Source organism: Levilactobacillus paucivorans (assembly GCF_001437125.1).
Taxonomy (GTDB): Bacteria; Bacillota; Bacilli; order Lactobacillales; family Lactobacillaceae; genus Levilactobacillus; species Levilactobacillus paucivorans.
Window position 1 is genome coordinate 43,810 of record NZ_JQCA01000163.1, and the last position, 24,548, is coordinate 68,357.

Genomic DNA, 24,548 nt, shown 5'->3' on the forward strand with positions numbered 1-24,548 from the left:
GTGTCTAAAATTAGTCTTCCTTCCGAAGTGACAAACCTAAGTCAGCTAACTTAGCTTTAACTTCTTCGAGGGACTTGCGACCCAAGTTACGAACCTTCATCATGTCTGCTTCAGTCTTATTAGTCAATTCTTGAACCGTGTTGATACCAGCACGCTTCAAACAGTTGTAAGAACGTACGGACAAGTCGAGCTCTTCGATGGTCATCTCAAGCATCTTTTCCTTGTGCGTCTCTTCTTTTTCAACCATGATTTCCGCATTCTTAGCTTCGTCAGTCAAGTCGACAAACATTGCCAAATGTTCGGTTAAGATCTTTGCAGCCAGAGCAATGGCTTCGCTTGGATTAATTGAACCGTTTGTCCAAACATCCAGGGTCAATTTATCGTAGTCAGCCCGTTGGCCAACCCGTGCATTCTCTACTTGGTAGTTAACCCGTTCGATAGGGGTATAAATGGAATCAACGGCTAAGACACCAATTGGCATGTCCGTGTTGCGAGTCTTATTCTCGTCAGCAGAAACATAACCCCGGCCCTTATCCGCCGTCATCCGCATATGGAACGTTGCCCCATCGGCAACCGTAGCAATGTACAGATCTGGGTTTAAAACGTCAACGTCCGCACCTGCAACAATGTCACCGGCAGTGACCTGTGCTGGTCCTTTAACGTTGATTTCCATGGATTCTTCTTGTTCGTCAGAACCGTTGAGTTTCAGCGCAATCTTCTTAACATTCAAGATGATTTGCGTGACGTCTTCAACAACACCTTCGATAGTTGAAAATTCATGTAAAACCCCGTCGATTTGAATGCTGGTAATAGCTGCACCAGGTAATGATGAAAGCAGAATCCGACGTAAGGAATTACCAAGCGTTGTCCCGTAACCACGTTCCAACGGTTCGACAATGAACTTACCGTAGTTACTGCTTTCGTCAATTTTATGAATGTTAGGCTTTTCAAATTCAATCATTCTTATCGTTTACCCCTTTCAAACCGCGTTGAGCTTCTATAAGTCAATCCCATCATGAAGGTTGCCCTCATTAATGAAACGCTCACGTTAAACCCGACGGCGCTTTGGAGGACGAGTCCCATTATGAGGCACTGGCGTAACATCGCGAATAGCGGTGATTTCGATACCAGCAGCTTGGATGGCCCGGATAGCAGCTTCACGTCCTGAACCAGGACCCTTAACAGCAACTTCTACGGACTTAACACCGTGTTCCATTGATGACTTAGCAGCGGCTTCAGCAGCCATTTGCGCAGCAAATGGTGTTGACTTCCGACTACCCTTAAAGCCCAAGGCACCAGCAGATGACCAAGCAATAGCATTCCCTTGAACGTCAGTGATCATAACTAATGTATTGTTAAACGTAGCATGAATGTGTGCAACACCGGATTCAATGTTCTTCTTGACCCGACGCTTGCGACTAGTTTTTCTAGTAGCCATAAAGTGATAACCCTCCTTTACTTCTTCTTACCGGCAACGGAAACGGCTTTACCCTTCCGAGTGCGGGCATTGTTTTTAGTGTGTTGACCGCGAACAGGTAATCCGCGACGGTGACGCATTCCACGGTAAGAACCAATTTCTTGTAAGTTCTTGATGTTCAGCGTAACCTCACGCCGTAAGTCACCTTCAACTTTGTAGTTGTCGACTTCGGCACGGATCTTGTCTTCTTGGTCGGGAGTTAAATCACGAACCCGAACGTCTTCAGAGACACCGGCAGCAGCAACGATCTTGTGAGCCGTGTTGATACCAATCCCAAAAATGTAAGTTAAACCATAAGCGATACGCTTATCACGTGGTAAATCCACTCCAGCAATACGTGGCATTGAATGTACACCTCCTATAAATTGAAATTACTTACCCTGGCGTTGTTTATGCTTAGGGTTGGCTGAGCAAATAATCATAACTCGGCCCTTACGCTTGATAACCTTGCAGTGTTCGCACATTGGCTTAACTGATGGTCTTACTTTCATGAATATCCCTCCTACATCTGTCCAAACCGATTACTTGAAACGATAAGTAATCCGGCCTTTAGACAAGTCATACGGTGACATTTCAACAGTTACTCGGTCACCAGGCAGAATCCGGATGTAATGCATCCGAATCTTACCGGAGACATGAGCAAGAATCTCATGACCGTTTTCTAATTCGACTCGAAACATTGCATTAGGTAATGTTTCGGTAACTTTACCTTCGATTTCGATGACATCGCTTTTCGCCACGAAAGTACCTCCCTTTTAATTGCGTGCATACACACGTAAAAGCGGTCGGGCCGCGGATGCGGCACCCACCTAGCACCTGTGAATTGCGACAGCGCGCCATTTACAGGCTAAACCTGAATAAGTCTACCATAATTCTTACGTTGACGCAAGAATTACCTCGACTTACAGGGCCTTCAAGATCTTTTCAATGTCGACGTAAACGTCATCGATATCTCGATTACCATCCACCGTAAACAAGAGGTTCTTCTTCGTGTAGTAATCAACCAAAGGCGTGTTGGCCTTTAAGTTAACTGCTAAACGATTCTTAACCGTTTCCGGCTTGTCGTCTTCACGTTGGTAAAAGTCATGGTGACCACAAACATCACAAGTTCCTTCAACCTTAGGGTTGTTGTAGAGCTTGTGGTAAGTTGCCCCACAATTCCGGCAAATGTAACGACCCGAGAGTCGTTCGATTAGAACATCCGGTTCGACGTGAATATTAATCACGGCGTTGATGGTCCGATCCAGTTCTGGGCCAAAGCTATCTAAAGCTTCGGCTTGAACAATGGAACGGGGGAACCCATCCAACATGAACCCCTTAGCCGTATCGGCTTCGGCTAACCGTTCCTTAACAATGCCATTAGTGACTTCGTCAGGAACCAATTCACCTTTGTCGATGTAGGTCTTAGCGGCCAAGCCCATCTTCGTTTCATTCTTCATTGCCGCGCGGAAGATATCTCCCGTTGAAATATGTGGCAAGTGGAACTCATCGATGATCTTTTGGGCTTGTGTCCCCTTACCGGCACCCGGTAAGCCCATGAGAATTAAATTCATTGCTGTCATGTTCATGCTCCTTACTTCGAAATTATTCGCCTTAAAAACACAAGCAGGTGTGCTAAGAGATCAACACACCCGCTGGAAACTCATTAAGCTGGTTCTGGATCTTGGATAAAGCCAACGTATTCGCGCTTCATCATCAATCCGTCAACTTGGCGCATGGTTTCAATGGCAACCCCAACCACGATTAGGAGGCTGGTACCACCCAAACCAATTGACTCATCTAAGTCCCAAAGGTTTTGGGCTAATAACGGAATTAAGGAAATGAATCCAAGGAACAAGGCCCCAACAGTGCTGAGACGCATAAGTAATTTGGAAACATATGACTGCGTTTCATGTCCTGGCCAAACGCCTGGAATGTAGCTTCCCTGCTTTTGCAGGTTCTCAGCTAACTTTTCAGGGTTAACCTGAACAAACGCATAGAAGAACGTGAACACAACGATCAGAACGGTGTACAAAATGGCACCATCCAAGGTTTGCATGTTAAAGATGTTCGAGAGCGTTTGATACCAACCATCCGTTGAGTGCGTATTTTGGAACGCCATCAAAATAGTTTGAGGCGTCGCAATAAACGAACTTGCGAAGATAACTGGAATAACACCAGCAACGTTAACCTTCAAAGGAAGGTAGCTGCTATCCGGCGAACCAGATACTCGACGTGTGTATTGCATCGGTACTCGACGTTCAGCCTGTTGAACCCACGTCGTAAACGTGACGATCATCAGAACCAAAACAATCAAGCCCAAGATGAACAAAACACTCTTCCACATGTCACCTGATGCAATGTCGACAAAATAAGTTTTGTAAAGTTTGTAGACGGAGTTAGGGGTCCGAGCAATGATACCCGCAAAGATAATCATTGAGATCCCATTACCTAACCCACGGTCGGTAATCATGTCACCCATCCAGGTGGTCAACATCGTCCCACCGGTCAGGATTAACCCAATCGAGAGGTACGTTGTGACACTCGGGTTCTGGACCAGCTTCAGTGAACTTAAAGCACTGAAACCAGCCGTGATCCCGATAGACTGAACGAAAGCGAGAAAAATCGCCAAATATCGTGTGGCTTGGTTTAACTTCCGACGACCAACATCACCCTGCTTACTCCATTCAACGAAGCGCGGTACGATGTCCATTTGTAACAATTGAATAACGATTTGTGCCGTGATGTAAGGTGAGACCCCCATCGCAAAGATGGAGTAGTTACTCAACCCACCACCACTAAAAGTATCTAGAATACTAACCAACCCAGAAGACGCGACGCTTTGAAGTGCCTTCGCGTTAATGCCGGGGACAGTAATGTAGGTACCCAACCGAAAGACAATCAAAACCAGAAGAGTAAAGAGTATCTTATTACGAATGTCTTTAATCTTAAAGGCGTTTTTCAAGCTTGATAGCATTAGATCACCTCAGTCTTACCACCAGCAGCTTCGATAGCTTGTACAGCTGACTTGGAGAACTTAGCGGCCTTTACCGTCAACTTCTTCGTTAACTCACCGTTACCCAAGACCTTGATACCGGCCTTTTCGTTCTTCACGATACCAGCTTCTACCAAGTTAACTGGAGTTACTTCGGCGCCGTCATCGAAGACGTTCAAAGCGGATACGTTTACGACAGCAAATTCCTTACGGTTAATGTTGGTAAACCCACGCTTTGGAATACGACGGTAAAGAGGCATTTGGCCCCCTTCAAAACCCAAACGAGTCTTGCTACGAGCCTTCTGACCCTTTTGGCCACGACCAGAGGTCTTACCATTACCAGAAGAATCACCACGGCCAACTCGGTTACGAACCTTCCGTGAGCCTTCAGCAGGTTTTAATTCATTCAACTTCATGCTATTGCGCACCTCCTTATTTAATGATATGAGTACTACTTAACTTCTTCAACCTTAATCAAATGTGCGATTTGGAAAAGCGCACCGCGAGTTGCTTCGTTATCAGGCTGTACCACTGAGCTGTTAACTCGGTGTAAGCCCATAGCTTCCACAATCTTCCGCTGTTTAGGGAGGCGGTGAGCGACACTATGAATTAAAGTAACTTTTAATTGAGCCATTTTAATACCCCTCCTTATTCAGCTAAGTGTTGAAGAGAGACACCACGGAGAGCGGCAACTTCTTCAGCACGCTTCAATTCAGTCAGGCCAGCAAAAGTGGCACGAACTGCATTGACCGGCGTGTTAGAACCTAAACGCTTTGAAGTAACGTCAGCGATACCTGCAAGTTCCATGACGGAACGAACGGCACCACCGGCCGTAACTCCAGAACCTTCAGCGGCTGGCTTGAGCATAATCTTGCCACCACCAAATGTTCCCAGTACTTCGTGAGGAATGGTCGTTCCCACGACTGGAACTTCGATCAAGTTCTTACGAGCGGCTTCAACAGCCTTACGAATGGCTTCTGGGACTTCTTGTGCTTTACCAGTACCAAAGCCAACGTGGCCGTTCTTATCACCAACGATTACTAAAGCAGAGAACCGAAGACGACGGCCACCCTTAACAACTTTGGTAATTCGGTTGATAGCAACAACGTTGTCTTCAAGTTCTAACTTGTCGGGATCAATAAATTTTGCCATGTGTGGTTATTCCTCCTTACTGTTAAAATTTCAACCCGTTTTCACGAGCAGCTTCTGCTAATGCTTGTACCCGGCCATGATATAAGTATCCGCCACGGTCAAACACAACATTGCTAATCTTCTTTTCGACAGCGCGCTTAGCAACTAAAACACCGACAGCCTTAGCTTGTTCAGTCTTGTTGTCACCAGTCACTTCGCTATCTAACGTCGAGGCACTAACAAGCGTGACACCCGCTACGTCATCAATGACTTGAGCGTAGATGTTTTTGTTAGAGCGGAAAACGTTTAAGCGTGGGCGTACTGCATCTCCAGAAATTTTGTTGCGGACACGCATATGACGCTTTTGACGTGTCTTGTTCTTATCTGGTTTCGTAATCAAAATAGTCACCTCTTTGTAGAATTATCAGCATTAAGCTGCTTTACTTACCAGTTTTACCTTCACGAATGCGAACAAATTCGTTTTCGTAACGGATACCCTTACCTTTGTAAGGTTCTGGTGAACGGACGGCACGGATTTCAGCAGCGAAGTCACCGACTTCTTGCTTACTAATGCCTGAAATGTTGATAGTGGTGTTGTCAGGAACCTTAACTTCTAAAGTTTCTGGAATAGCCATTTCAACAGGGTTAGAATAACCAACGCTCAATACCAAGGTCTTACCCTTAGCCTGAACACGGTAACCAACACCGACTAACTTCAAGGTCTTTGCGAAGCCATTGACAACACCTTCAACCATGTTGTTCAAGTTAGCTCGTTGCGTACCATGAAGGGCCCGCGTCTTGTTGTTGTTATCTGGACGGTCGAAATCAACGGCACCGTCACTGATCTTCATCGTAATGAAGTCAGAGAAAGTACGGGTTAAAGAACCCTTAGGACCTTTAACCGTAACTTGATCGCCATCGCGCTTAACATCAACGCCAGCTGGGACTTTGACAGTTTTATAACCAATACGACTCACTGTAAGGCACCTCCTATCTTCTTAAAAGTTTTACCAAACGTAGGCGAGTACTTCGCCACCGATTTTCTTGGCACGCGCTTCTTTATCAGTAACTACCCCTTCAGAGGTGGAGATAATAGCGATACCTAAACCGTTTAATACCTTTGGAACAGCATCGGCCTTAACGTATGAACGTAAGCCGGGCTTTGAAATACGCTTCAAACCACTGATAACACGTTGGTTGTCTTTACCGTACTTGAGGAATACGCGGATGATACCTTGCTTGTCATCATCGATGTATTCAACGTTACGGATGAAACCTTCGCGCTTCAGGATTTCAGCGATGTCACGTTTAATTGTTGATGCAGGTACTTCGAGTGATTCGTGGCGAACCATGTTCGCGTTACGGATCCGAGTCAAGAAGTCTGCAATAGGATCAGTCATGGACATTAACGATTTCCCTCCCTTTGTTTAAAATTCGTATTACCAGCTAGCCTTCTTCATACCAGGAATTTGACCCTTGTGGGCAAGTTCGCGTAGGCATAAACGGCAAAGGTGGAATTTTTGATAAACAGAGTGTGGACGTCCACAACGTTCGCAACGAGTATATTCCTGAGTAGAGAACTTCGCAGGACGCTTGTTCTTAGCAATTTGTGATTTCTTAGCCAATTTGTGTGAACCTCCTTTTTAGTGTGTAAACGGCATACCGAATTGAGTCAACAATTCACGTGATTCTTCATCGGTGTTAGCCGTCGTCACGATAACAATGTCCAAACCACGAACACGGTTAACGTTATCAAAGTTAATTTCTGGGAAGATCAATTGTTCCTTGATCCCCAAAGTGTAGTTACCACGGCCATCAAAGGCACGGGAACTAACACCATGGAAGTCACGAACACGTGGCAATGACACGTTGATCAATTTATCCAGGAATTCGTACATGCGGTCCCCGCGGAGGGTAACCTTAGCACCAATTGACATGCCTTCACGAAGACGGAAGGTTGCGATTGACTTCTTGGCCTTAGTAACCAATGGCTTTTGACCAGAAATCAAACCAAGCTCTTCAACGGCTTCATCAAGGTTCTTAGCGTTGGTAACGGCGTCACCAACACCCATGTTCAAAACGATCTTGTCGATCTTTGGTGTTTGCATAACAGAACTGTAGCTGAACTTTTCCACCAATGATGGGGTAATTTCATTAACGTACTTTTCTTTTAAACGAGCTGACATGAAATTATGTTCCTCCTTTCAGTGATTATTTGTCGATGGTTTCGCCGGACTTTTTAGCGAACCGGACTTTGTGACCATCTTCAACTCGAACGCCAAGCCGGGTTGGTTCGTTGTTCGAAGGATCAATGAGCATTACGTTGGATGCATGAATTGGTGCTTCAATATCAATGATCCCGCCTTGTGGGCTAGCTTGAGAAGCCTTTTGGTGCTTCTTGATCATATTGACGCCTTTAACGATCACGCGGTTCTTGGCGTTCAGAATCTTAGATACAGTTCCTTCTTTGCCTTTGTCTTTCCCAGCGATCACGCGGACCTTGTCACCAGTTTTAATAAGCATTCTGTGGGCACCTCCTTGTTTACACGATTCTTAATTACAGTACTTCGGGTGCTAATGAGATAATCTTCATGTAGTCGTTGTCTCGTAATTCACGAGCAACTGGCCCAAAGATACGAGTCCCTTGTGGGCTCTTGTCATCTTTAATCAGCACAGCAGCATTTTCATCAAAACTGATGTATGAACCGTCGTTACGACGTACACGAGACTTCGTACGAACAACGACCGCCTTAACAACATCACCCTTTTTGACAACGCCACCTGGTGTTGCTTGTTTGACAGTAGCAACGATGACATCACCGATTCCGGCGTAGCGACGCTTTGAGCCACCCAGAACCTTGATTGTCAGAATTTCACGGGCGCCAGAGTTATCGGCTACCTTTAAGCGACTTTCTTGTTGGATCACGGCTAGTGTCCTCCCTTCAGTTCTAGTTCAGAATACGATAAAAACGACACTTAAATGATTACTGCTTTTTCAACAACGTCGACTAAGCGGAACCGCTTGGTAGCAGACATTGGCCGCGTTTCCATGATTTCAACAATGTCGCCGGTTTGGGCTTCATTCTTTTCATCATGTGCCTTGTACTTCTTAGAGTACTTGACACGCTTACCGTATCGTGCATCCGTTTTTGTCGTTTCAACGACAACAGTGATCGTCTTGTCCATCTTGTCAGACACGACACGACCACGGTATACCTTGCGGTGATTACGTACATCACTCATGTATTGTGACCTCCTTTATCGTATTCTAGTTGTTCAGTTCTTGTTGGCGAAGAGCGGTTTTAATCCGCGCAATGTTCTTACGAACTTGCTTCAACCGAGCAGTGTTTTCCAGTTGGCCAGTGGCTAATTGGAAGCGCAAGTTGAATAATTCGTCCTTATAGCTCTTTTCTTTATCGAGCATTTCGGCAGTGGTCAATTCGTTAATTTCCTTAGCCTTCATTAGATTCGCCACCTACTTCCTCTCGGGTAATAACTTTCGTACGAACGGGAAGTTTCATAGCAGCAAGGCGTAATGCTTCGCGAGCGACTTCTTCAGAGACGCCACCGACTTCGAACATTACTTTACCACGCTTAACTGGGGCTACCCAGCCAGCAGGCGTACCTTTACCATTACCCATCCGGACCCCAACACCTTTTTCAGTGTAGGATTTGTGAGGGAAAATCTTAATCCAAACTCTCCCACCACGCTTCATGTAACGAGTGATTGCAACACGGGCTGCTTCGATTTGACGGTTAGAGATCCACTTGGAATCTAATGACTGCAAACCGTAGTCGCCGAAAGCAACACTCTTGCCACCCTTGGCTTCGCCACGTAGCTTACCACGGTGGACACGACGGAACTTTACTCGCTTAGGTACCAGCATGTTATTTCCCTCCTTGTCCGTTAGTTTGTTTCTTTTCAGGCAAGATCTCACCACGGTAGATCCAGGTCTTAACACCCAGAGAACCGTATGAAGTGTGAGCTTCTACCCAAGCATAATCGATATCGGCACGCAACGTGTGCAGAGGAACCGTACCTTCAGCGTAACTTTCAGTACGAGACATATCAGCACCGTTCAAACGACCAGCGACTTGCGTCTTGATACCCTTGGCACCAGAACGCATAGTCCGTTGCATCGTTCCACGCATAGCCCGACGGAAGGCAACACGACCCTCCAATTGACGAGCGATGTTTTCGCCGACCAATTTTGCATCTAAATCTGGCTTCTTGATTTCAACAATGTTGATGTGAACCCGCTTGCCAGTTAAGTCGTTCAATTCCTTACGGAGATTTTCGACTTCAGAACCACCCTTACCAATAACCATCCCTGGTTTAGCAGTGTGGATTGAGATGTTGACGCGGTTTGCAGCACGCTCGATCTCAACAGTTGAGACAGAGGCGTCAACGAGACGCTTTTCAATGAATTTACGAATTGCAAGGTCTTCCTTGAGGTAAGCAGCAAAGTCTTTTTCAGCATACCACTTTGCTTCCCAGTCGCGAATGATACCGACCCGTAATCCAGTTGGATTTACTTTTTGTCCCACGCGTTATCCCTCCTTCTTTTCAGATACAACAACCGTAATGTGACTCGTACGCTTGTTGATTGGTGAAGCAGAACCCTTGGCACGAGGACGGAACCGCTTGAGGGTTGGTCCTTCGTTAACGAAGGCTTCGCTGACAACTAGATCTTGACGATCTAAGTCAAAATTGTTTTCTGCATTAGCAATCGCAGAGTTTAAAACTTTTGCCACAACCGGTGAACCACCACGCGGTGTGAACTTTAGAATAGCTAGCGCTTCAGCTACGCTCTTGCCGCGGATAAGATCGATGACAAGGCGGAGTTTGCGAGCAGCAACTCGAACCGTTTTGGCGGTTGCTTGCGCTGATGTAACTTGTTCAGCCATTTAGTTAATCCTCCTTATCAAAGAGTTGTTTTCTTATCGTCACTGCTACCATGACCACGGAACAATCTAGTCGGTACGAATTCACCGAGCTTGTGGCCAACCATATCTTCTTGCACGTAAACTGGGACATGCTTCCGTCCGTCATAAACTGCAATGGTGTAACCTACGAAGCTAGGGAAAATAGTAGACCGACGTGACCAGGTCTTGATGACGGTCTTCTTGTCTTGATCCTTTTGCGCATCAATCTTCTTGAGCAAATGCGCATCGGCAAAAGGTCCTTTTTTCAAACTACGACCCATTATGAAACCTCCTCTACTTGTGGCGCATCGTTATACACGATGATCACCAGGTCTCTTAACATCCGGATTACCGGATGATTACATCTTGGAACCCTTACGACGACGAACGATGAACTTGCTAGTCTTGTTCTTCTTCTTCCGCGTCTTCTTACCAACGGTCTTCTTACCCCATGGAGAAAGAGGAGATGGTAAACCAACAGGTGCTTTACCTTCACCACCACCATGTGGGTGATCGTTAGGGTTCATTACAGAACCACGAACATGTGGACGTTGACCAGCCCAACGATTACGGCCAGCCTTACCGACAACAATCAATTCGTGTTCTTCGTTACCTACGGCACCGATAGTAGCACGGTTAACGTTCAAGATCATCCGAACTTCACCAGATGATAAACGAACCAGTACGTACTTTTCATCGTTGGCCTTACCTAATAATTGAGCTGAAGTCCCAGCAGAACGGACCAATTGGCCACCCTTACCAGTTTTCAATTCAATATTGTGAATAACAGTTCCGAATGGAATGTTCTTCAATGGTAATGCATTACCAACTTTGATATCAGCATCTGGACCTGACTGAACCTGAGCACCAACCTTCAAGCCCTTAGGTGCAATGATGTAAGACTTTACACCATCAGCATATACTAATAAGGCAATGTTGGCAGTCCGGTTTGGGTCATATTCGATAGCCTTAACGGTTGCAGGAACGTCATCCTTAATCCGCTTGAAGTCGATGATCCGGTATTGACGCTTGTTACCACCGCCACGATGACGGACAGTCATCTTACCAGCGTTGTTACGGCCGGCTGAGTGACTTTGTGAATCAAGCAATGACTTTTCAGGAGTCGTCTTAGTGATGACGTCTTTGTAAACCATGCTGGTCATGTTACGACGACCATTGCTTGTTGGTTTGTATTTCTTAATCGCCACGTTATTTCCCTCCTATATCTGAGATTTTATTCTTCGTTGAATAACTTGATTTCTTTAGAGTCGGCAGATAAGCTGACAATGGCCTTACGACGCTTCTTAGTTAAGCCTTCGTAACGACCTTGACGCTTCTTCTTACCCTTCAAGTTCATGATGTTGACCTTAACAACCTTAACGTCAAAGATGTCTTCAATGGCATGCTTGACTTGAGTCTTGGTTGCTCGTACGTCAACGTCGAACGTGTAACGCTTGTCATCCATAGTAGCCATTGATGCTTCAGTGACAACTGGACGTAAAATAATATCGCGTGATTCCATTATGCGAGTACCTCCTCTACTTGAGAAAGTGCTGGTTGGGTAATCACTAACTTGTCGGCGTTAGCAATATCAAGGACGTTCAAGCTCTTGGCAGGAATTACCTTAACATTTGCTAAGTTCCGGGCTGCTAATGCGGCCTTAACGTTGTCGTCTTCAAGGACAACCAGCGTCTTAGTTGTGACGTTCAAACCAGCCAGCATATCAGCGAATTCTTTCGTCTTAGGGGTGTCGAATGATAATCCGTCAACTACGACGAAACTGTCATCGAGAACCTTCTGGGAAAGAACGGACTTCAATGCTAAACGGCTAACCTTCTTAGGAAGGTGGTAACTGTATGAGCGAGGGGTTGGTCCAAAGACCACACCACCACCGACCCATTGTGGTGAACGGATGGAACCTTGACGTGCACGACCAGTTCCTTTTTGACGCCATGGCTTCTTCCCACCACCACGGACAGCACTCCGGTTTTTAACGGCGTGAGTTCCTTGGCGCATGGATGCCCGTTGCATCAAAATCGTGTCGAACACGACGTTTTCGTTAGGTTCAATACCGAAGATATCGGCATTCAACGTTACGTCGCCGTTTTGGCTACCATTTTGTTTGTATAATGCTACGCTTGTCATTTAATTATCCTCCCTTCCTAATTAGTTATCTGAATGCTTTTCACGTGGTGGGCGAACAGCACTCTTAACAGTAACGAGTGACTTGTTGGCACCTGGCACGTTACCCTTAATCAACAGAACGTTGTTTTCAACATCTGCCTTAACAATTTCAAGGTTTAAGATAGTAACTTGCTTGTTACCCATCCGGCCTGGAAGCTTCATACCAGGGAATACCCGGTTAATGATAGCACCCAGAGAACCTGGACGACGGTGGTAACGAGAACCGTGAGCCATAGGACCACGACGTTGACCATCTTTATGAATGTTACCTTGGTAACCATGACCTTTAGTCACACCAGTGACATCAACGATGTCTCCTGCTTGGAAGGTATCAACTTTAACTTCGTCTGCTACCTTGTAATCTCCCAGCTCAACATCTCTGAATTCACGAATGAAGCGCTTAGGAGTCGTGTTTGCTTTTGCTACATGACCTTGTTCGGGCTTGTTGCTGAGTACTTCACGCTTGTCTTGGTAACCAAGTTGAATGGCATCGTAACCGTCGTTTTCCATTGTCTTAACTTGCAACACTACGTTTGGGGTTGCTTCGACAACAGTAACGGGGATTAATTCGCCAGCATCAGTGAAGACCTGCGTCATCCCGACCTTTTTCCCTAAGATTCCTTTTGTGGTCATGAGTACACCTCCGATTATATTGTATTTATTTTGAAGAAATTATAACTTGATTTCGATGTCCACACCACTAGGCAAGTCGAGCTTCATTAATGAGTCAACTGTCTTTGGCGTTGGGTTAACGATATCGATCAAACGCTTGTGAGTCCGCATTTCGAACTGTTCACGTGAGTCCTTAAACTTATGTGGTGAACGTAATACGGTGTAGATCGTCCGTTCTGTTGGTAATGGAATAGGACCTGAGATGCCGGCACCAGTTCTCTTAGCAGTTTCAACGATCTTCTCTGCTGATTGGTCGAGGATACGATGTTCGTAAGCCTTCAACCGAATCCGAATTTTTTGTTTTGCCATTGTGTTCCCTCCTTCGTCTATTTTAAAAATAAGACTAACTCCGTGGAAATTCCCGCCACGCCCTCATGGCAAAGCGGCCGGGCGTGTCGCAATCTCCCACATCATCGCTTAAACTTTTTGGCGATCCCCAGGGGGCGCAAATGTCCCCTCAGAAATTCAGCACTTAACTATCATACTAAATAAAGTGCCATATGGCAAGGGTTTTCGCGAAATTGCTTGCGATTTGTCTTAAATAATTATTGGCTATTCCTAGCATAACCTGGAAGTTTTAATCAACTTTCTTCTAATTAAATACAATTTAACTGAATTCAATGAAAAAGAACGACTGGTCATCCAGTTTTTCCCAATTAAGGCCAACGCGTGTTATTATACCTTATCTTTGACAATTTTCCTAATGAATTTACCGCAATTCTCTTAAATAGTCTGTGCTGTGGTGACTAGTCCTTCTCCTCACCCCACTGTTGCTTAAAGGCTGCCCGGGCCAGGAGCCAGCCTAGTAGACAGGTCACCACATCAGCAGCCGGTTGGGCCCAAATAATCCCGTGATAACCCAGTAGTCCCGCCCCAACAACAATGAATAAGTAGAAAGCAACTCCCTGCCGTGAGATAGACATCAAGAGAGCCGCTAGAGCCTTCCCTGTGCTCTGGAAGACCGTCGTGTACACTAACACTGCGCCTACGAACGGTGTCGTCGCGAGGAAGACGCGAAGCATATAGGTCCCCGCTGTGATGACGGCCTGGTCATGAAGAAAGAGGCCGATGATTTGTGGCGCGAAGACCATCAGGAGAACAGCAAAGACTAAGGCGTATCCGACCTCTACCAGAAGATCAAAGCGGAGCACTTGTTTGAACCGTTTCTGATTTCTCGCCCCATAGGTATAACCAATCAACGGCTGGGCACCGAAGGCAAAACCAATCATGACCAGCATGATAATCATATAAACCTTGAGGACAATTCCCATCGCCGCCACCCGTGTCGGGCCAAAACTCACCAGATAGCGATTCAAAACGGCCGTTCCGAATGCCTGCATTAGATTAGTAATTGAACCTGGAATCCCAATCAAGAGCACTTGTCCTAAAAGTTGTCGGTTAATCCGACTCTGTCGCACATCAATCGTCACGACCTGGCAATAGTGCCCGGTAAGCCAGACCAATAGGATGGCCGATATGCTATAACCAATCATCGTTGCCAAGGCAGCTCCGGCAGCCCCCATGCCGGCGGAAAAAATCAAAATAGGATCAAGAACAATGGTAACCACCGTTCCCACCATCGTTCCTATCATTGACTGGGTCGCAAACCCTTCAGTTCGAATCAGATTCCCTGGGACCATTGACACCATGATTGGCATGGCACCGAAGGTCATGAGATGGTAAAACTGCTCAGCATAGTGGTAAGTGGCCGGTGTTGCCCCGAACATCACCAGAATGGGGCGGGTAAAGGCTAGCAGAAGAACCGTCACCAGTAGTCCTACCACAATCGCCCCGTAGAGACAAAAACTACTGACCCGCCTGGCCGTCTGATAGTCCTTTTCCCCAAGCAGTCGCGAAATCAGGGAACTTCCCCCTAAACCGAAGATATCGCCGATCGCAATCAGAAGTGAAAATAATGGTGTGCAGAGTGCCACCCCGGCTACCAACGCCGTATTCTGCGTCTGTGAGACAAAGTATGTATCCGCCAAATTGTAAATCATACTAGCCACCATGCCCAGTACGACAGGCAATGCCAGCTTAAAGTAGGCCCGCGGAACCGGTGCTTTTTCAAACAATTCTTCCATTATATGGTCACTTCTCTCTTTTAAACTTATGCCTCACAAATTATAACACGCTACCAAGGTACAAAAAAACGCCCCACCGTGAGGTAGGACGTTCCTTTAAAGAAGAGTCGGACTAGTCTTCGACTGGAGTACCGCCGTTCTTCTTGATAATATCAGCTTGAACACTCTTTGGCGTTGGTTCGTAGTGGTCAAACGTCATGGTAAAGGTACCACGACCTTGAGAAGCAGAACGTAACGTCGTAGCGTAACCGAACATTTCGGATAACGGAACGAAGGAGTGAATCATTTGTGCGTTCCCACGAGCTTCCATACCATCGACCTTACCACGACGTGCGGTAACTTGGCCCATGATATCACCCATGTAGTCTTCTGGTACTAAAATATCAACCTTCATGATTGGTTCAAGGATGACAGGACCAGCAGACTTAACAGCGTTACGTAAAGCCAATGATGCGGCAACCTTGAAGGCTGCTTCACTAGAATCGACTTCATGGTAACTACCATCGTATAACTTGGCCTTAACATCAACCAATGGGTAACCGGCTAACACACCGTTTGCCATGGCTTCTTGCAGACCTTGGTCAACTGAAGGGATAAATTCACGAGGAACAACCCCACCAACGATAGCGTCTTCGAATTCGTAACCCTTACCACGTTCGTTAGGTGTGAATTCGATCCAAACGTCACCATATTGACCTTTACCACCAGATTGACGAACGAACTTACCTTGGACCTTAGTTGGCTTCGTGAAGGCTTCACGGTAAGCAACTTGAGGAGCACCAATGTCCGCTTCAACCTTGAATTCACGCTTCATACGGTCAATGATGATGTCCAAGTGAAGTTCACCCATCCCAGCAATCAGAGTTTCACCAGTTTCAGGGTTAGTTTCAGCCTTGAAAGTAGGGTCTTCTTCAGAAAGCTTTTGTAAGGCGTTGTTCATCTTGTCTTGGTCAGCCTTCGTCTTAGGTTCCACGGCAACCTGGATAACTGGATCTGGGAAGTTCATGGATTCCAAGTGAAGTGGGTGATCAGGATCAGTCAAAGAGTCACCAGTAGTGGTGTTCTTCAAACCAATGGCCCCGGCAATATCACCAGAGAAGACTTCTGGAATTTCTTGACGGTGATTGGAGTGCATTTGCAGCAGACGTCCAACACGTTCACGCTTGTCTTTAGTGGCGTTCAAGACATATGAACCACCTTCCAAGGTACCGGAGTAAACCCGGATGTAAGTCAAACGACCAACGAATGGGTCGGTGGCAACCTTGAATGCTAAGGCAGCGAATGGCGCGTCATCATCGGCACGCAACGTAACGGCTTCATCAGTGTCAGGAACAGTAGCGTTGTATGGCTTAACATCCAATGGAGATGGTAAGTAGTCCACAACGGCGTCCATCAACATTTGAACACCCTTATCCTTGAAAGCAGAACCAGCGAAGACTGGGAACATTTCCAGCTTCAAAGTAGCACGCCGGATAGCGGCCTTTAATTCTGCCTTGGTGATTTCTTCACCTTCAAGGTACTTTTCCATGATTTCATCATCAACGTCAGCGACGCTTTCGATGATGCCTTCATGGCGCTTTTCAGCTTCTTCCTTCATGTCGGCAGGAATTTCAACAGTGTCCCATGAGGAACCCAGTTCATCCTTGTCGTACACGTAGGCTTTCATTTCGATTAAGTCAACAACACCGGCGAAATCATCTTCGGCACCGATTGCCATTTGTAAAGCAACCGCGTTGGCTTGTAACCGGTCGTGAATGGAGTTAACTGAGAAGTCAAAGTCGGCACCCAGCTTATCCATCTTGTTCACGAACACGATACGAGGAACATCGAAATCTGAGGCTTGACGCCAAACAGTTTCGGTTTGTGGTTCAACACCGGCTTGACCGTCTAAGACGGTTACGGCACCATCAAGCACACGCAGAGAACGTTCAACTTCAACAGTGAAGTCCACGTGCCCTGGAGTATCGATGATGTTGATCCGGTGACCCTTCCATTCCGCAGTCGTAGCGGCAGAAGTGATCGTGATACCACGTTCTTGTTCTTGTTCCATCCAGTCCATTTGTGAAGCCCCATCGTGGGTTTCACCAATCTTGTGGATCTTACCAGTGTAATACAGGATACGCTCAGTGGTGGTCGTCTTACCAGCATCGATGTGGGCCATGATACCGATATTACGAGTCTTATCAAGCGGGAATTCACGAGTATTAGCCATGATTAATGTGTAACTCCTCTCAAAATTGATCGTAGATTGTGCCAAAAAGTGACTACTAACATCGCAAATGATTTTAGTAGCCACCTCTGGATTAAAGGATTACTCCCTTAAGTTAGAGGCAAGAGAGTCATGAGACACTCCGCTCTAACATTTTATCACACCGCGATTAAAAACAGTGCGATGGCTGCTCCTACCAACGGTAGTGGGCGAAGGCACGGTTAGCATCTGCCATCCGGTGAGTGTCTTCACGCTTCTTAACAGCAGCACCCGTGTTGTTGGCAGCATCCATGATTTCACGCGCTAAGCGTTCAACCATCGTGTGTTCACCACGTAAACGAGAGTACTGTACCATCCAACGAAGACCAAGAGTCGTCCGACGATCTGGACGAACTTCGATTGGGACTTGGTAGTTTGATCCACCAACCCGGCGAGCCTTGACTTCCAAGACTGGCATAACATTCTTCATTGCTTCTTCGAAGACTTCCACTGGATCGTTACCAGTTTCGTTCTTAATGATGTCGAAGGCACCATAAATGATTTTAGTTGAAGTTCCGCGTTTCCCATCCATCATCGTGTGGTTAATCAAACGAGTAACCAACTTTGAGTTGTAAATTGGATCAGGAAGGACTTCACGCTTTTGTACAATTCCTTTTCTAGGCATTATATTATCCTCCTTGAATATTGTTTAGTAACTGCTTGACGGCATCCGTGCAAGTCAGTTAATGTCGTGATTCTTAATCCTTAGGCTTCTTGGTACCGTACTTAGAACGACTTTGACGACGGTCGGTAACACCGGCAGTATCAAGCGCACCACGGATGATGTGGTAACGAACCCCAGGTAAATCCTTCACCCGGCCACCACGAATTAAGACAACACTATGTTCTTGAAGGTTATGACCAATACCAGGAATGTAAGCAGTCACTTCAATTAAGTTTGACAACCGTACACGTGCATATTTCCGTAAAGCTGCGTTAGGCTTCTTAGGTGTCATGGTACCGACACGGGTAGCAACCCCACGCTTTTGAGGAGCAGGATTCTTAACTTGAGCTTTTTTGTAACTGTTATACCCGTAGTTTAAAGCTGGGGCATCTGATTTAGAACTATTAGATTTACGACCTTTACGCACCAATTGGTTGATAGTAGGCATCTAACTAGTCCTCCTTTCTGTATTCTGATAGAGTTTAAGTCCACACATCCAGGTGGTTCATTTTTTTGAAAGAAAAAAGCCACCTAGACGGGGGATCTAATTGAAGTGTCCCTCCCGCCGTCAGTCAGCATGTCTGGTAAGTTACCCGAGACCTGTCTGCGAAAAGCACCTTGAATAGAATACCATGCCAGAAAACCAATGTCAATAAGGGTTGCCACAATTCTCTGGAAACAATCTGGCATTTTTCACGGAGGTATCTAAGAGGTGATCACAAATGTCGACTTTTCTCCTATTCTGTTATGGCTGTTGCTTTGGGTCTTTGATCTGTGCCACCAGCGATCGCTATGCCCGTCACGAATCCCCCTACTTTCCACGCTCACACTGTGACACCTGCCAAATGCCACTCCGGCCCTGGCAACTCATTCCCATTCTAAGCTACCTCTACCAACGAGGCCACTGCCACACTTGTGGTGCAGTGATCCCGTTGCAAGTCCTGGTCGTCGAAGTCGCCGGCGGCTGGTTAGCCACCACCATTACTGGCCCAGCCACCCTACTTGCTGTGGCCTGGCTCTACCTGTGGACCTACGCCGCATTGTGTGACGCGGCCACCCAAACTTTTCCTGGTATTATCAGTTGGTTAAGCCTTCCCGTGCTGTTCTGGTCAGCTGGCCCACTTGTCTGGGGACTCGGCGCTCTCTGGCTCCTTGGTATCCACTTCATTTGGCTACACCTTTCCCGACCACTTATCGGTGACGGCGACCTGGAGTTTATCGGCCTCTATGCTCTGGCTTTTGGCGTACAAACGACGGCCTGGTGGCTACTCACCGCCTGTCTCTTGGCACTGCTGCACCATCGCCAGTTTTCTGGGCGGATTGCCCTTCTCCCCTATCTAACCATTAGTGCCTTAGGCTGGTGGCTCTGGTCCTAGACGACGAATTGTCAAACCAAGTGCAACACTTTATCAAATAAAACTTCTTCAGGGGTACAGTAGTCTAGAACCTTTCTCGGACGGTGGTTTAGCTGCCATTGGCAACTCTTAACTTCCTCGTCCGTTCGCGGTTCCAGACTTTTATTTTTAGGGAAGTATTCTCGAATCAAACCATTCGTATTCTCGTTTGTGCCTCGTTGCTGAGGTGCATATGGATCTGGCCAGTAGATAGTAACACCAAGTTTTTCACGGATTTCCGCTAAGTTCAAAAACTCTGTTCCATGGTCCGGAGTAAGTGAAAGAACAAATTCCTTAGGAATTTGATCAAACATTGTTGTGAGGGCTTCATTCACTGATTGACCATTCTTTCGTTTGGCCTTTTGAATCAAAGTGTATCGAATTAGTCGCTCTACCGCAGTCACTAGAACGGACTCACCGACGTTACCAAGAATGGTATCTATCTCCCAATCACCAATTCTAGTACGGTTGTTAACAAAATTAGGTCGTTCTTGAATAGGAATATAGTCCACCTTAGGTTCTCGATGTTTACGGTCTCCGGGGTGATGCCGCTTTCGACCCTTGTGTCTGAGATTCCGTCGAATCCCTGTATCTCCATGTGAAGAGAACGGTAAATTCAAATTGTGGTTTTCAATGTGTCGATAAATCGTGTTGTAACTAACTGTCACTTTGTTTTCTAACTTCAGGCGTTGAGAGATCTGTTGCGGGGACCAGTGATGTTCACGAATCATTTCAATTACTTGAGCACATACTTCTGGGAGCTGTTCTAGAAGTCTTGGTTTATGACTGTGCTGTCTCCTGGAGTGATAAGATGCTTGGGCTTCAGAAGGAGAATAATGCCGTGGTATTCGGCGAATTTCCCTAGAGATAGTGCTTGGTGAACGGTGTAGCCGTAAGGCTACACCTCGGATAGATAGACCTCTTGCCAATAATTCCAGAATACTTTCTCGTTCTTTTATAGTAAGATGGTGATAGCCCATAGCGAGCACTCCTTTACTTTTCTTGGTCGTTAAGTAATTGTACCCGCTATGGGTCTTTTTATTCAATTAGTGTTGCACTTCAATTGTAAATTCGTCACAAACAAAAAGGACCCGCCATCTATGACGAGTCCCCCGACTAAGTCGCTTAACCGAAGTTAGGCTTGAGAGTCTTCTTGCATTTGCTTTTCCAAATCGCTGATCGAGTAGACGCCTTCGGTTGACGAACCGCCAACTTCCTTGGGCTTGATCTGACGGTAATCTGGCATCCCAGTACCGGCAGGAATAATCTTCCCAATAATAACGTTTTCCTTCAAACCAACTAATGGGTCGTTCTTGCCTCGAATAGCAGCATCGGTCAAGACACGCGTCGTTTCTTGGAAGGAAGCGGCTGATAAGAAACTGTTCGTTTCCAGGGCAGCCTTGGTGATCCCCAAGATAACTGGACGAGCCGTAGCGGCGATCCCACCAGAGATTAACGTCTGGTAGTTAGCGCGCCGGAAGTCTTGAATATCCATCAAAGTCCCAGGTAAGACATCGGTATCGCCCGGATCCATGATCCGAACCTTCCGAAGCATCTGACGAACAATGATTTCAACGTGCTTATCACTGATGGCCACACCTTGCATCCGGTAAACACGTTGTACTTCGCCTAAGATATAGGTTTCAGTAGACAACACGTCACGAACACGCAGAAGTTCCTTAGGATCAACAGACCCATAGTTCAAGGCAGCACCACGGTGGATAAAGTCGCCTTCAGAAACCCGCATGCGGGCAGTGATTGGTAACTTGTAACTCCGAGTGTCAGCCTCACCCTTAATCGTAACTTCCTTGACACGGTCAGCTGGGTTTTCTTCGATTGATTCAACCGTCCCAGTAACTTCAGTGATCTCAGCTTTACCTTTAGGGTTCCGAGATTCAAACAATTCTTGAACACGAGGAAGCCCTTGGGTGATATCTTCGTTCCCGGCAACACCACCGGTATGGAAGTTACGCATGGTTAATTGCGTCCCTGGTTCACCGATAGATTGTGCGGCAACAGTTCCGACTGCTTCACCAACTTCAACTTCGTCACCGGTAGCCATGTTACGGCCATAACAGTGTTCACAAACACCGTGTTCAGTGTTACAAGTGAAGGCGGAGCGAATCGTGACCTCTTCAACACCGGCATCAACAATCTTTTGTGCCGTGTCTTCAACGATCATTTGGTTCTTTGGCACGATGACGTCACCGGTCTTAGGATCGATAACTGACTTCTGCGTGTAACGGCCGAGAATTCGGTCGTACAGAGGTTCGATCATTTCGTTACCATCAGTGATGGCCCGAATCTTCAAACCACGGTCAGTCCCACAGTCCTTTTCCCGAATGATAACATCTTGCGCCACATCGACCAGACGCCGAGTCAGGTAACCTGAGTTGGCGGTCTTGAGGGCCGTATCGGTCATCCCTTTACGAGCACCATGGGTCGAAATGAACATTTCCATAACCGTCAGGCCTTCACGGAAGTTAGACGTGATAGGCAGTTCCATGATGTCCCCACTAGGTGCGGCCATCAATCCACGCATACCAGCTAATTGCGTAAAGTTAGAAATGTTACCACGGGCACCAGAATCACTCATCATAAAGATAGGGTTCTGTTGGTCGAAACTGTGGATCAGTGCGTTTTGAATGTCATCCTTGGCATCGTTCCAGATCCCAATGACTCGTTCGTAACGTTCGTGGTCCGTAATCAACCCACGCCGGAATTGCTTCGTTACCGTCGCAACCTGTTTGTGGGCAGCTTCGATAATTTCTGGCTTTTCCTTCAAGTCGGTAACGTCGACCATCCCAACCGTTAACCCAGACTTCGTAGATTCGTCGTAACCCAAATCCTTGATCCGGTCCAACAACTTAGAGGTTTCAGTAACCTTGTATTGTTGGTAAACGGCCGCGATAATGTCGGACAAGAAGCCCTTCTTGAACGGTCCGATTAATTCGGCATTTTGCAAGTAGTCATGAATGTCTTCGCCCGGTGCCAAGAAGTACTTGTCAGGGACGTAACCATTCAAGTTTGTATTAGTAGGTTCATTCAAGTATGGGAACGACTGTGGCAGGATGTTGTTAAAGATCAACTTCCCAACAGTCGTTACCATGATCTTGGTGCGTTGATCATCGGTGAATGGCTTGTCTGGCATGGAAGAAACCTGAACACCGACACGACTGTGCCAGTGAACCAAACCGTTCCGGTAAGCCAGAACAGCTTCGTTGAGGTCGGTAAAGATCATACCTTCCCCTTCACGGTTGTCTTCTTCCATCGTCAGGTAGTAGTTCCCGATAACCATATCTTGTGAAGGCGCAACGACTGGCTTACCACTGGCAGGTGCCAGGATATGGTGAGCAGCCAACATCAGCAGACGTGCTTCAGCTTGTGCTTCGTCGGATAAAGGCACGTGGATGGCCATTTGGTCCCCATCGAAATCGGCATTGTAAGCTTCACAAGCCAATGGGTGAAGACGCATTGCCTTACCACTAACCAAGACTGGTTCAAACGCTTGAATCCCTAAACGGTGAAGCGTAGGGGCCCGGTTCAACAGAACAGGGTGTTCCTTGATAACATCTTCAAGAACATTGAAGACATCGTCATCTTCACGGTCAATCTGGCGCTTGGCATTCTTAATGTTAGAAGCCAAGCCACGCGCAACGAGTTCCTTCATGATGAATGGCCGGAATAATTCCAAAGCCATTGGCACTGGGAGACCCATTTGGTTGAACTTGAGGGAAGGACCAACGTCAATAACGGAACGACCAGAGTAGTCAACCCGCTTCCCTAACAAGTTTTGACGGAAACGCCCTTGCTTCCCTTTCAACATGTGTGAAAGAGACTTCAATGGACGGTTACCAGGACCAGCAACTGGACGGCCACGACGACCGTTATCGATCAAGGCGTCAACGGCTTCTTGAAGCATCCGCTTTTCGTTTTGAACGATAATACCAGGTGCATTTAAGTCTAACAAACGCTTCAACCGGCTATTCCGGTTGATAACCCGCCGGTACAAGTCATTAAGGTCAGACGTTGCGAAACGTCCCCCTTCGAGTTGTACCATTGGCCGTAAGTCAGGTGGGATTACCGGAATAGCATCCATTACCATCCATTCAGGACGGTTATCAGATGTCACGAAGGCTTCCAAGATGTCCAAACGACGAACGGCACGCGTCCGCTTTTGGCCAGTAGCATCCTTCAATTGTTCCTTTAATTCCGTGACTTCTTTATCTAAATCGACGGCCATCAATAACTTCTTGATGGCTTCGGCACCCATTTCAGCCTTGAAGGCTTGGCTACCGTATTCTACGAGCTTGTCACGGTAATCACGTTCGGAAAGGAGTTGTTTCTTTTCCAAAGGTGTATCACCGGGATCAAGAACAACGTAGGATGCGAAGTAGATGATTTCTTCCAGGGCACGGGGGCTCATGTCTAAGACAAGACCCATCCGACTTGGAATACCCTTGAAGTACCAGATGTGGGTTACAGGAGCTGCTAATTCAATATGGCCCATCCGTTCACGACGAACCTTAGAACGCGTAACTTCAACCCCACAACGGTCACAAACGACACCCTTGTAACGGATCCGTTTGTACTTCCCACAGGCACATTCCCAGTCCTTAGTAGGACCGAAAATCCGCTCGTCGAAAAGTCCATCTTTTTCAGGCTTTAACGTCCGGTAGTTGATGGTTTCAGGCTTTTTAACTTCCCCGTAAGACCAGCTACGGATCTTATCAGGTGAAGCCAGCCCGATCTGCATGCTTTCGAACTTATTGACATCGACCAAAGAAGCGACCT

The 24,548-nt window shown here is 46.7% G+C and carries 35 protein-coding genes; 1 reads left to right on the forward strand and 34 read right to left on the reverse strand.

Annotation, left to right across the window (positions count from 1 at the left end; genetic code table 11):
- Window positions 1-10 precede the first annotated feature (10 nt).
- From IV54_RS10285 to rpsL, 32 genes are all read right to left on the reverse strand, one after another.
- Window positions 11-961: a DNA-directed RNA polymerase subunit alpha gene (locus IV54_RS10285; RefSeq protein ID WP_057879243.1), complete on the reverse strand. Its 951-nt coding sequence runs from the start codon at window positions 959-961 to the stop codon at window positions 11-13.
- Window positions 962-1,048: 87 nt separating this feature from the next.
- Complete coding sequence (gene rpsK, locus IV54_RS10290) at window positions 1,049-1,438, reverse strand: 30S ribosomal protein S11 (protein WP_057879244.1); 390 nt, start codon at window positions 1,436-1,438, stop codon at window positions 1,049-1,051.
- Between the two features lie 17 nt (window positions 1,439-1,455).
- Window positions 1,456-1,821, reverse strand: coding sequence for a 30S ribosomal protein S13 (gene rpsM / locus IV54_RS10295; RefSeq protein WP_057879245.1), 366 nt, complete (start codon window positions 1,819-1,821; stop codon window positions 1,456-1,458).
- A 27-nt stretch (window positions 1,822-1,848) separates the two neighbouring features.
- Window positions 1,849-1,968: a 50S ribosomal protein L36 gene (gene rpmJ, locus IV54_RS10300; protein ID WP_008855781.1), complete on the reverse strand. Its 120-nt coding sequence runs from the start codon at window positions 1,966-1,968 to the stop codon at window positions 1,849-1,851.
- A gap of 30 nt (window positions 1,969-1,998) precedes the next feature.
- Window positions 1,999-2,217, reverse strand: a complete 219-nt coding sequence (infA, locus tag IV54_RS10305) for a translation initiation factor IF-1 (RefSeq protein ID WP_057879246.1) — start codon at window positions 2,215-2,217, stop codon at window positions 1,999-2,001.
- 162 nt (window positions 2,218-2,379) lie between these two features.
- Complete coding sequence (locus IV54_RS10310; protein WP_309296920.1) at window positions 2,380-3,030, reverse strand: adenylate kinase; 651 nt, start codon at window positions 3,028-3,030, stop codon at window positions 2,380-2,382.
- Between the two features lie 92 nt (window positions 3,031-3,122).
- Window positions 3,123-4,433, reverse strand: coding sequence for a preprotein translocase subunit SecY (secY, locus tag IV54_RS10315; protein WP_057879248.1), 1,311 nt, complete (start codon window positions 4,431-4,433; stop codon window positions 3,123-3,125).
- On the reverse strand, window positions 4,433-4,867 hold the full coding sequence (gene rplO, locus IV54_RS10320; RefSeq protein WP_057879249.1) for a 50S ribosomal protein L15: 435 nt from the start codon (window positions 4,865-4,867) through the stop codon (window positions 4,433-4,435). The genes secY and rplO overlap by 1 nt, the downstream gene beginning before the upstream one ends.
- A gap of 35 nt (window positions 4,868-4,902) precedes the next feature.
- Entirely contained in the window at window positions 4,903-5,085 is a 183-nt protein-coding gene (gene rpmD / locus IV54_RS10325; protein WP_057879250.1) for a 50S ribosomal protein L30, read from the reverse strand.
- 14 nt (window positions 5,086-5,099) lie between these two features.
- Window positions 5,100-5,603, reverse strand: coding sequence for a 30S ribosomal protein S5 (rpsE, locus tag IV54_RS10330; RefSeq protein WP_057879251.1), 504 nt, complete (start codon window positions 5,601-5,603; stop codon window positions 5,100-5,102).
- Between the two features lie 22 nt (window positions 5,604-5,625).
- Complete coding sequence (gene rplR / locus IV54_RS10335; RefSeq protein WP_272947297.1) at window positions 5,626-5,991, reverse strand: 50S ribosomal protein L18; 366 nt, start codon at window positions 5,989-5,991, stop codon at window positions 5,626-5,628.
- Window positions 5,992-6,022: 31 nt separating this feature from the next.
- Entirely contained in the window at window positions 6,023-6,559 is a 537-nt protein-coding gene (gene rplF, locus IV54_RS10340; protein ID WP_057879253.1) for a 50S ribosomal protein L6, read from the reverse strand.
- 30 nt (window positions 6,560-6,589) lie between these two features.
- Complete coding sequence (gene rpsH / locus IV54_RS10345) at window positions 6,590-6,988, reverse strand: 30S ribosomal protein S8 (protein WP_057879254.1); 399 nt, start codon at window positions 6,986-6,988, stop codon at window positions 6,590-6,592.
- Window positions 6,989-7,021: 33 nt separating this feature from the next.
- Window positions 7,022-7,207 (reverse strand): type Z 30S ribosomal protein S14, encoded by a 186-nt coding sequence (locus IV54_RS11635; RefSeq protein WP_083488579.1) that lies wholly within the window; start codon window positions 7,205-7,207, stop codon window positions 7,022-7,024.
- Window positions 7,208-7,225: 18 nt separating this feature from the next.
- Window positions 7,226-7,768: a 50S ribosomal protein L5 gene (gene rplE, locus IV54_RS10350; protein WP_057879255.1), complete on the reverse strand. Its 543-nt coding sequence runs from the start codon at window positions 7,766-7,768 to the stop codon at window positions 7,226-7,228.
- A 25-nt stretch (window positions 7,769-7,793) separates the two neighbouring features.
- Entirely contained in the window at window positions 7,794-8,105 is a 312-nt protein-coding gene (gene rplX / locus IV54_RS10355) for a 50S ribosomal protein L24 (protein ID WP_057879256.1), read from the reverse strand.
- A gap of 34 nt (window positions 8,106-8,139) precedes the next feature.
- Window positions 8,140-8,508, reverse strand: a complete 369-nt coding sequence (gene rplN / locus IV54_RS10360) for a 50S ribosomal protein L14 (protein ID WP_057879257.1) — start codon at window positions 8,506-8,508, stop codon at window positions 8,140-8,142.
- Window positions 8,509-8,558: 50 nt separating this feature from the next.
- The gene (gene rpsQ / locus IV54_RS10365; protein ID WP_057879258.1) at window positions 8,559-8,825 is read right to left on the reverse strand and encodes a 30S ribosomal protein S17; all 267 of its coding nucleotides are present in this window, start codon (window positions 8,823-8,825) and stop codon (window positions 8,559-8,561) included.
- Window positions 8,826-8,850: 25 nt separating this feature from the next.
- Entirely contained in the window at window positions 8,851-9,045 is a 195-nt protein-coding gene (gene rpmC, locus IV54_RS10370; RefSeq protein WP_057879259.1) for a 50S ribosomal protein L29, read from the reverse strand.
- Complete coding sequence (gene rplP, locus IV54_RS10375) at window positions 9,035-9,469, reverse strand: 50S ribosomal protein L16 (protein WP_057879260.1); 435 nt, start codon at window positions 9,467-9,469, stop codon at window positions 9,035-9,037. Before rplP ends, rpmC begins: the two co-directional genes overlap by 11 nt.
- Window position 9,470: 1 nt before the next feature.
- The gene (gene rpsC / locus IV54_RS10380) at window positions 9,471-10,130 is read right to left on the reverse strand and encodes a 30S ribosomal protein S3 (RefSeq protein ID WP_057879261.1); all 660 of its coding nucleotides are present in this window, start codon (window positions 10,128-10,130) and stop codon (window positions 9,471-9,473) included.
- A gap of 3 nt (window positions 10,131-10,133) precedes the next feature.
- A complete protein-coding gene (gene rplV, locus IV54_RS10385) occupies window positions 10,134-10,490 on the reverse strand; it encodes a 50S ribosomal protein L22 (RefSeq protein ID WP_057879262.1) in 357 nt (118 codons plus the stop codon).
- 17 nt (window positions 10,491-10,507) lie between these two features.
- Window positions 10,508-10,789 (reverse strand): 30S ribosomal protein S19, encoded by a 282-nt coding sequence (gene rpsS, locus IV54_RS10390; protein ID WP_057879263.1) that lies wholly within the window; start codon window positions 10,787-10,789, stop codon window positions 10,508-10,510.
- Window positions 10,790-10,867: 78 nt separating this feature from the next.
- The gene (gene rplB, locus IV54_RS10395; protein ID WP_057879264.1) at window positions 10,868-11,716 is read right to left on the reverse strand and encodes a 50S ribosomal protein L2; all 849 of its coding nucleotides are present in this window, start codon (window positions 11,714-11,716) and stop codon (window positions 10,868-10,870) included.
- Between the two features lie 26 nt (window positions 11,717-11,742).
- Window positions 11,743-12,030: a 50S ribosomal protein L23 gene (gene rplW / locus IV54_RS10400; protein ID WP_057879265.1), complete on the reverse strand. Its 288-nt coding sequence runs from the start codon at window positions 12,028-12,030 to the stop codon at window positions 11,743-11,745.
- On the reverse strand, window positions 12,030-12,653 hold the full coding sequence (rplD, locus tag IV54_RS10405) for a 50S ribosomal protein L4 (protein ID WP_057879266.1): 624 nt from the start codon (window positions 12,651-12,653) through the stop codon (window positions 12,030-12,032). The genes rplW and rplD overlap by 1 nt, the downstream gene beginning before the upstream one ends.
- Window positions 12,654-12,674: 21 nt before the next feature.
- Complete coding sequence (gene rplC, locus IV54_RS10410; RefSeq protein ID WP_057879267.1) at window positions 12,675-13,325, reverse strand: 50S ribosomal protein L3; 651 nt, start codon at window positions 13,323-13,325, stop codon at window positions 12,675-12,677.
- Between the two features lie 39 nt (window positions 13,326-13,364).
- Complete coding sequence (gene rpsJ, locus IV54_RS10415; RefSeq protein WP_057879268.1) at window positions 13,365-13,673, reverse strand: 30S ribosomal protein S10; 309 nt, start codon at window positions 13,671-13,673, stop codon at window positions 13,365-13,367.
- 437 nt (window positions 13,674-14,110) lie between these two features.
- Window positions 14,111-15,448, reverse strand: coding sequence for an MATE family efflux transporter (locus IV54_RS10420; protein WP_057879269.1), 1,338 nt, complete (start codon window positions 15,446-15,448; stop codon window positions 14,111-14,113).
- Window positions 15,449-15,560: 112 nt separating this feature from the next.
- Window positions 15,561-17,660, reverse strand: a complete 2,100-nt coding sequence (fusA, locus tag IV54_RS10425; RefSeq protein WP_057879270.1) for an elongation factor G — start codon at window positions 17,658-17,660, stop codon at window positions 15,561-15,563.
- A 190-nt stretch (window positions 17,661-17,850) separates the two neighbouring features.
- Window positions 17,851-18,321: a 30S ribosomal protein S7 gene (gene rpsG / locus IV54_RS10430; RefSeq protein WP_057879271.1), complete on the reverse strand. Its 471-nt coding sequence runs from the start codon at window positions 18,319-18,321 to the stop codon at window positions 17,851-17,853.
- Window positions 18,322-18,394: 73 nt separating this feature from the next.
- Window positions 18,395-18,808: a 30S ribosomal protein S12 gene (gene rpsL, locus IV54_RS10435; RefSeq protein ID WP_057879272.1), complete on the reverse strand. Its 414-nt coding sequence runs from the start codon at window positions 18,806-18,808 to the stop codon at window positions 18,395-18,397.
- 274 nt (window positions 18,809-19,082) lie between these two features.
- On the opposite strand from rpsL, the gene IV54_RS10440 reads away from it, so the two are divergent.
- Window positions 19,083-19,736 (forward strand): prepilin peptidase, encoded by a 654-nt coding sequence (locus IV54_RS10440; RefSeq protein WP_057879273.1) that lies wholly within the window; start codon window positions 19,083-19,085, stop codon window positions 19,734-19,736.
- Window positions 19,737-19,747: 11 nt separating this feature from the next.
- Here IV54_RS10440 and IV54_RS10445 read toward each other — a convergent pair whose 3' ends face one another.
- A complete protein-coding gene (locus IV54_RS10445; RefSeq protein ID WP_057879274.1) occupies window positions 19,748-20,734 on the reverse strand; it encodes an IS30 family transposase in 987 nt (328 codons plus the stop codon).
- 155 nt (window positions 20,735-20,889) lie between these two features.
- On the reverse strand, window positions 20,890-24,537 hold the full coding sequence (rpoC, locus tag IV54_RS10450) for a DNA-directed RNA polymerase subunit beta' (protein ID WP_057879275.1): 3,648 nt from the start codon (window positions 24,535-24,537) through the stop codon (window positions 20,890-20,892).
- Window positions 24,538-24,548: the final 11 nt, after the last annotated feature.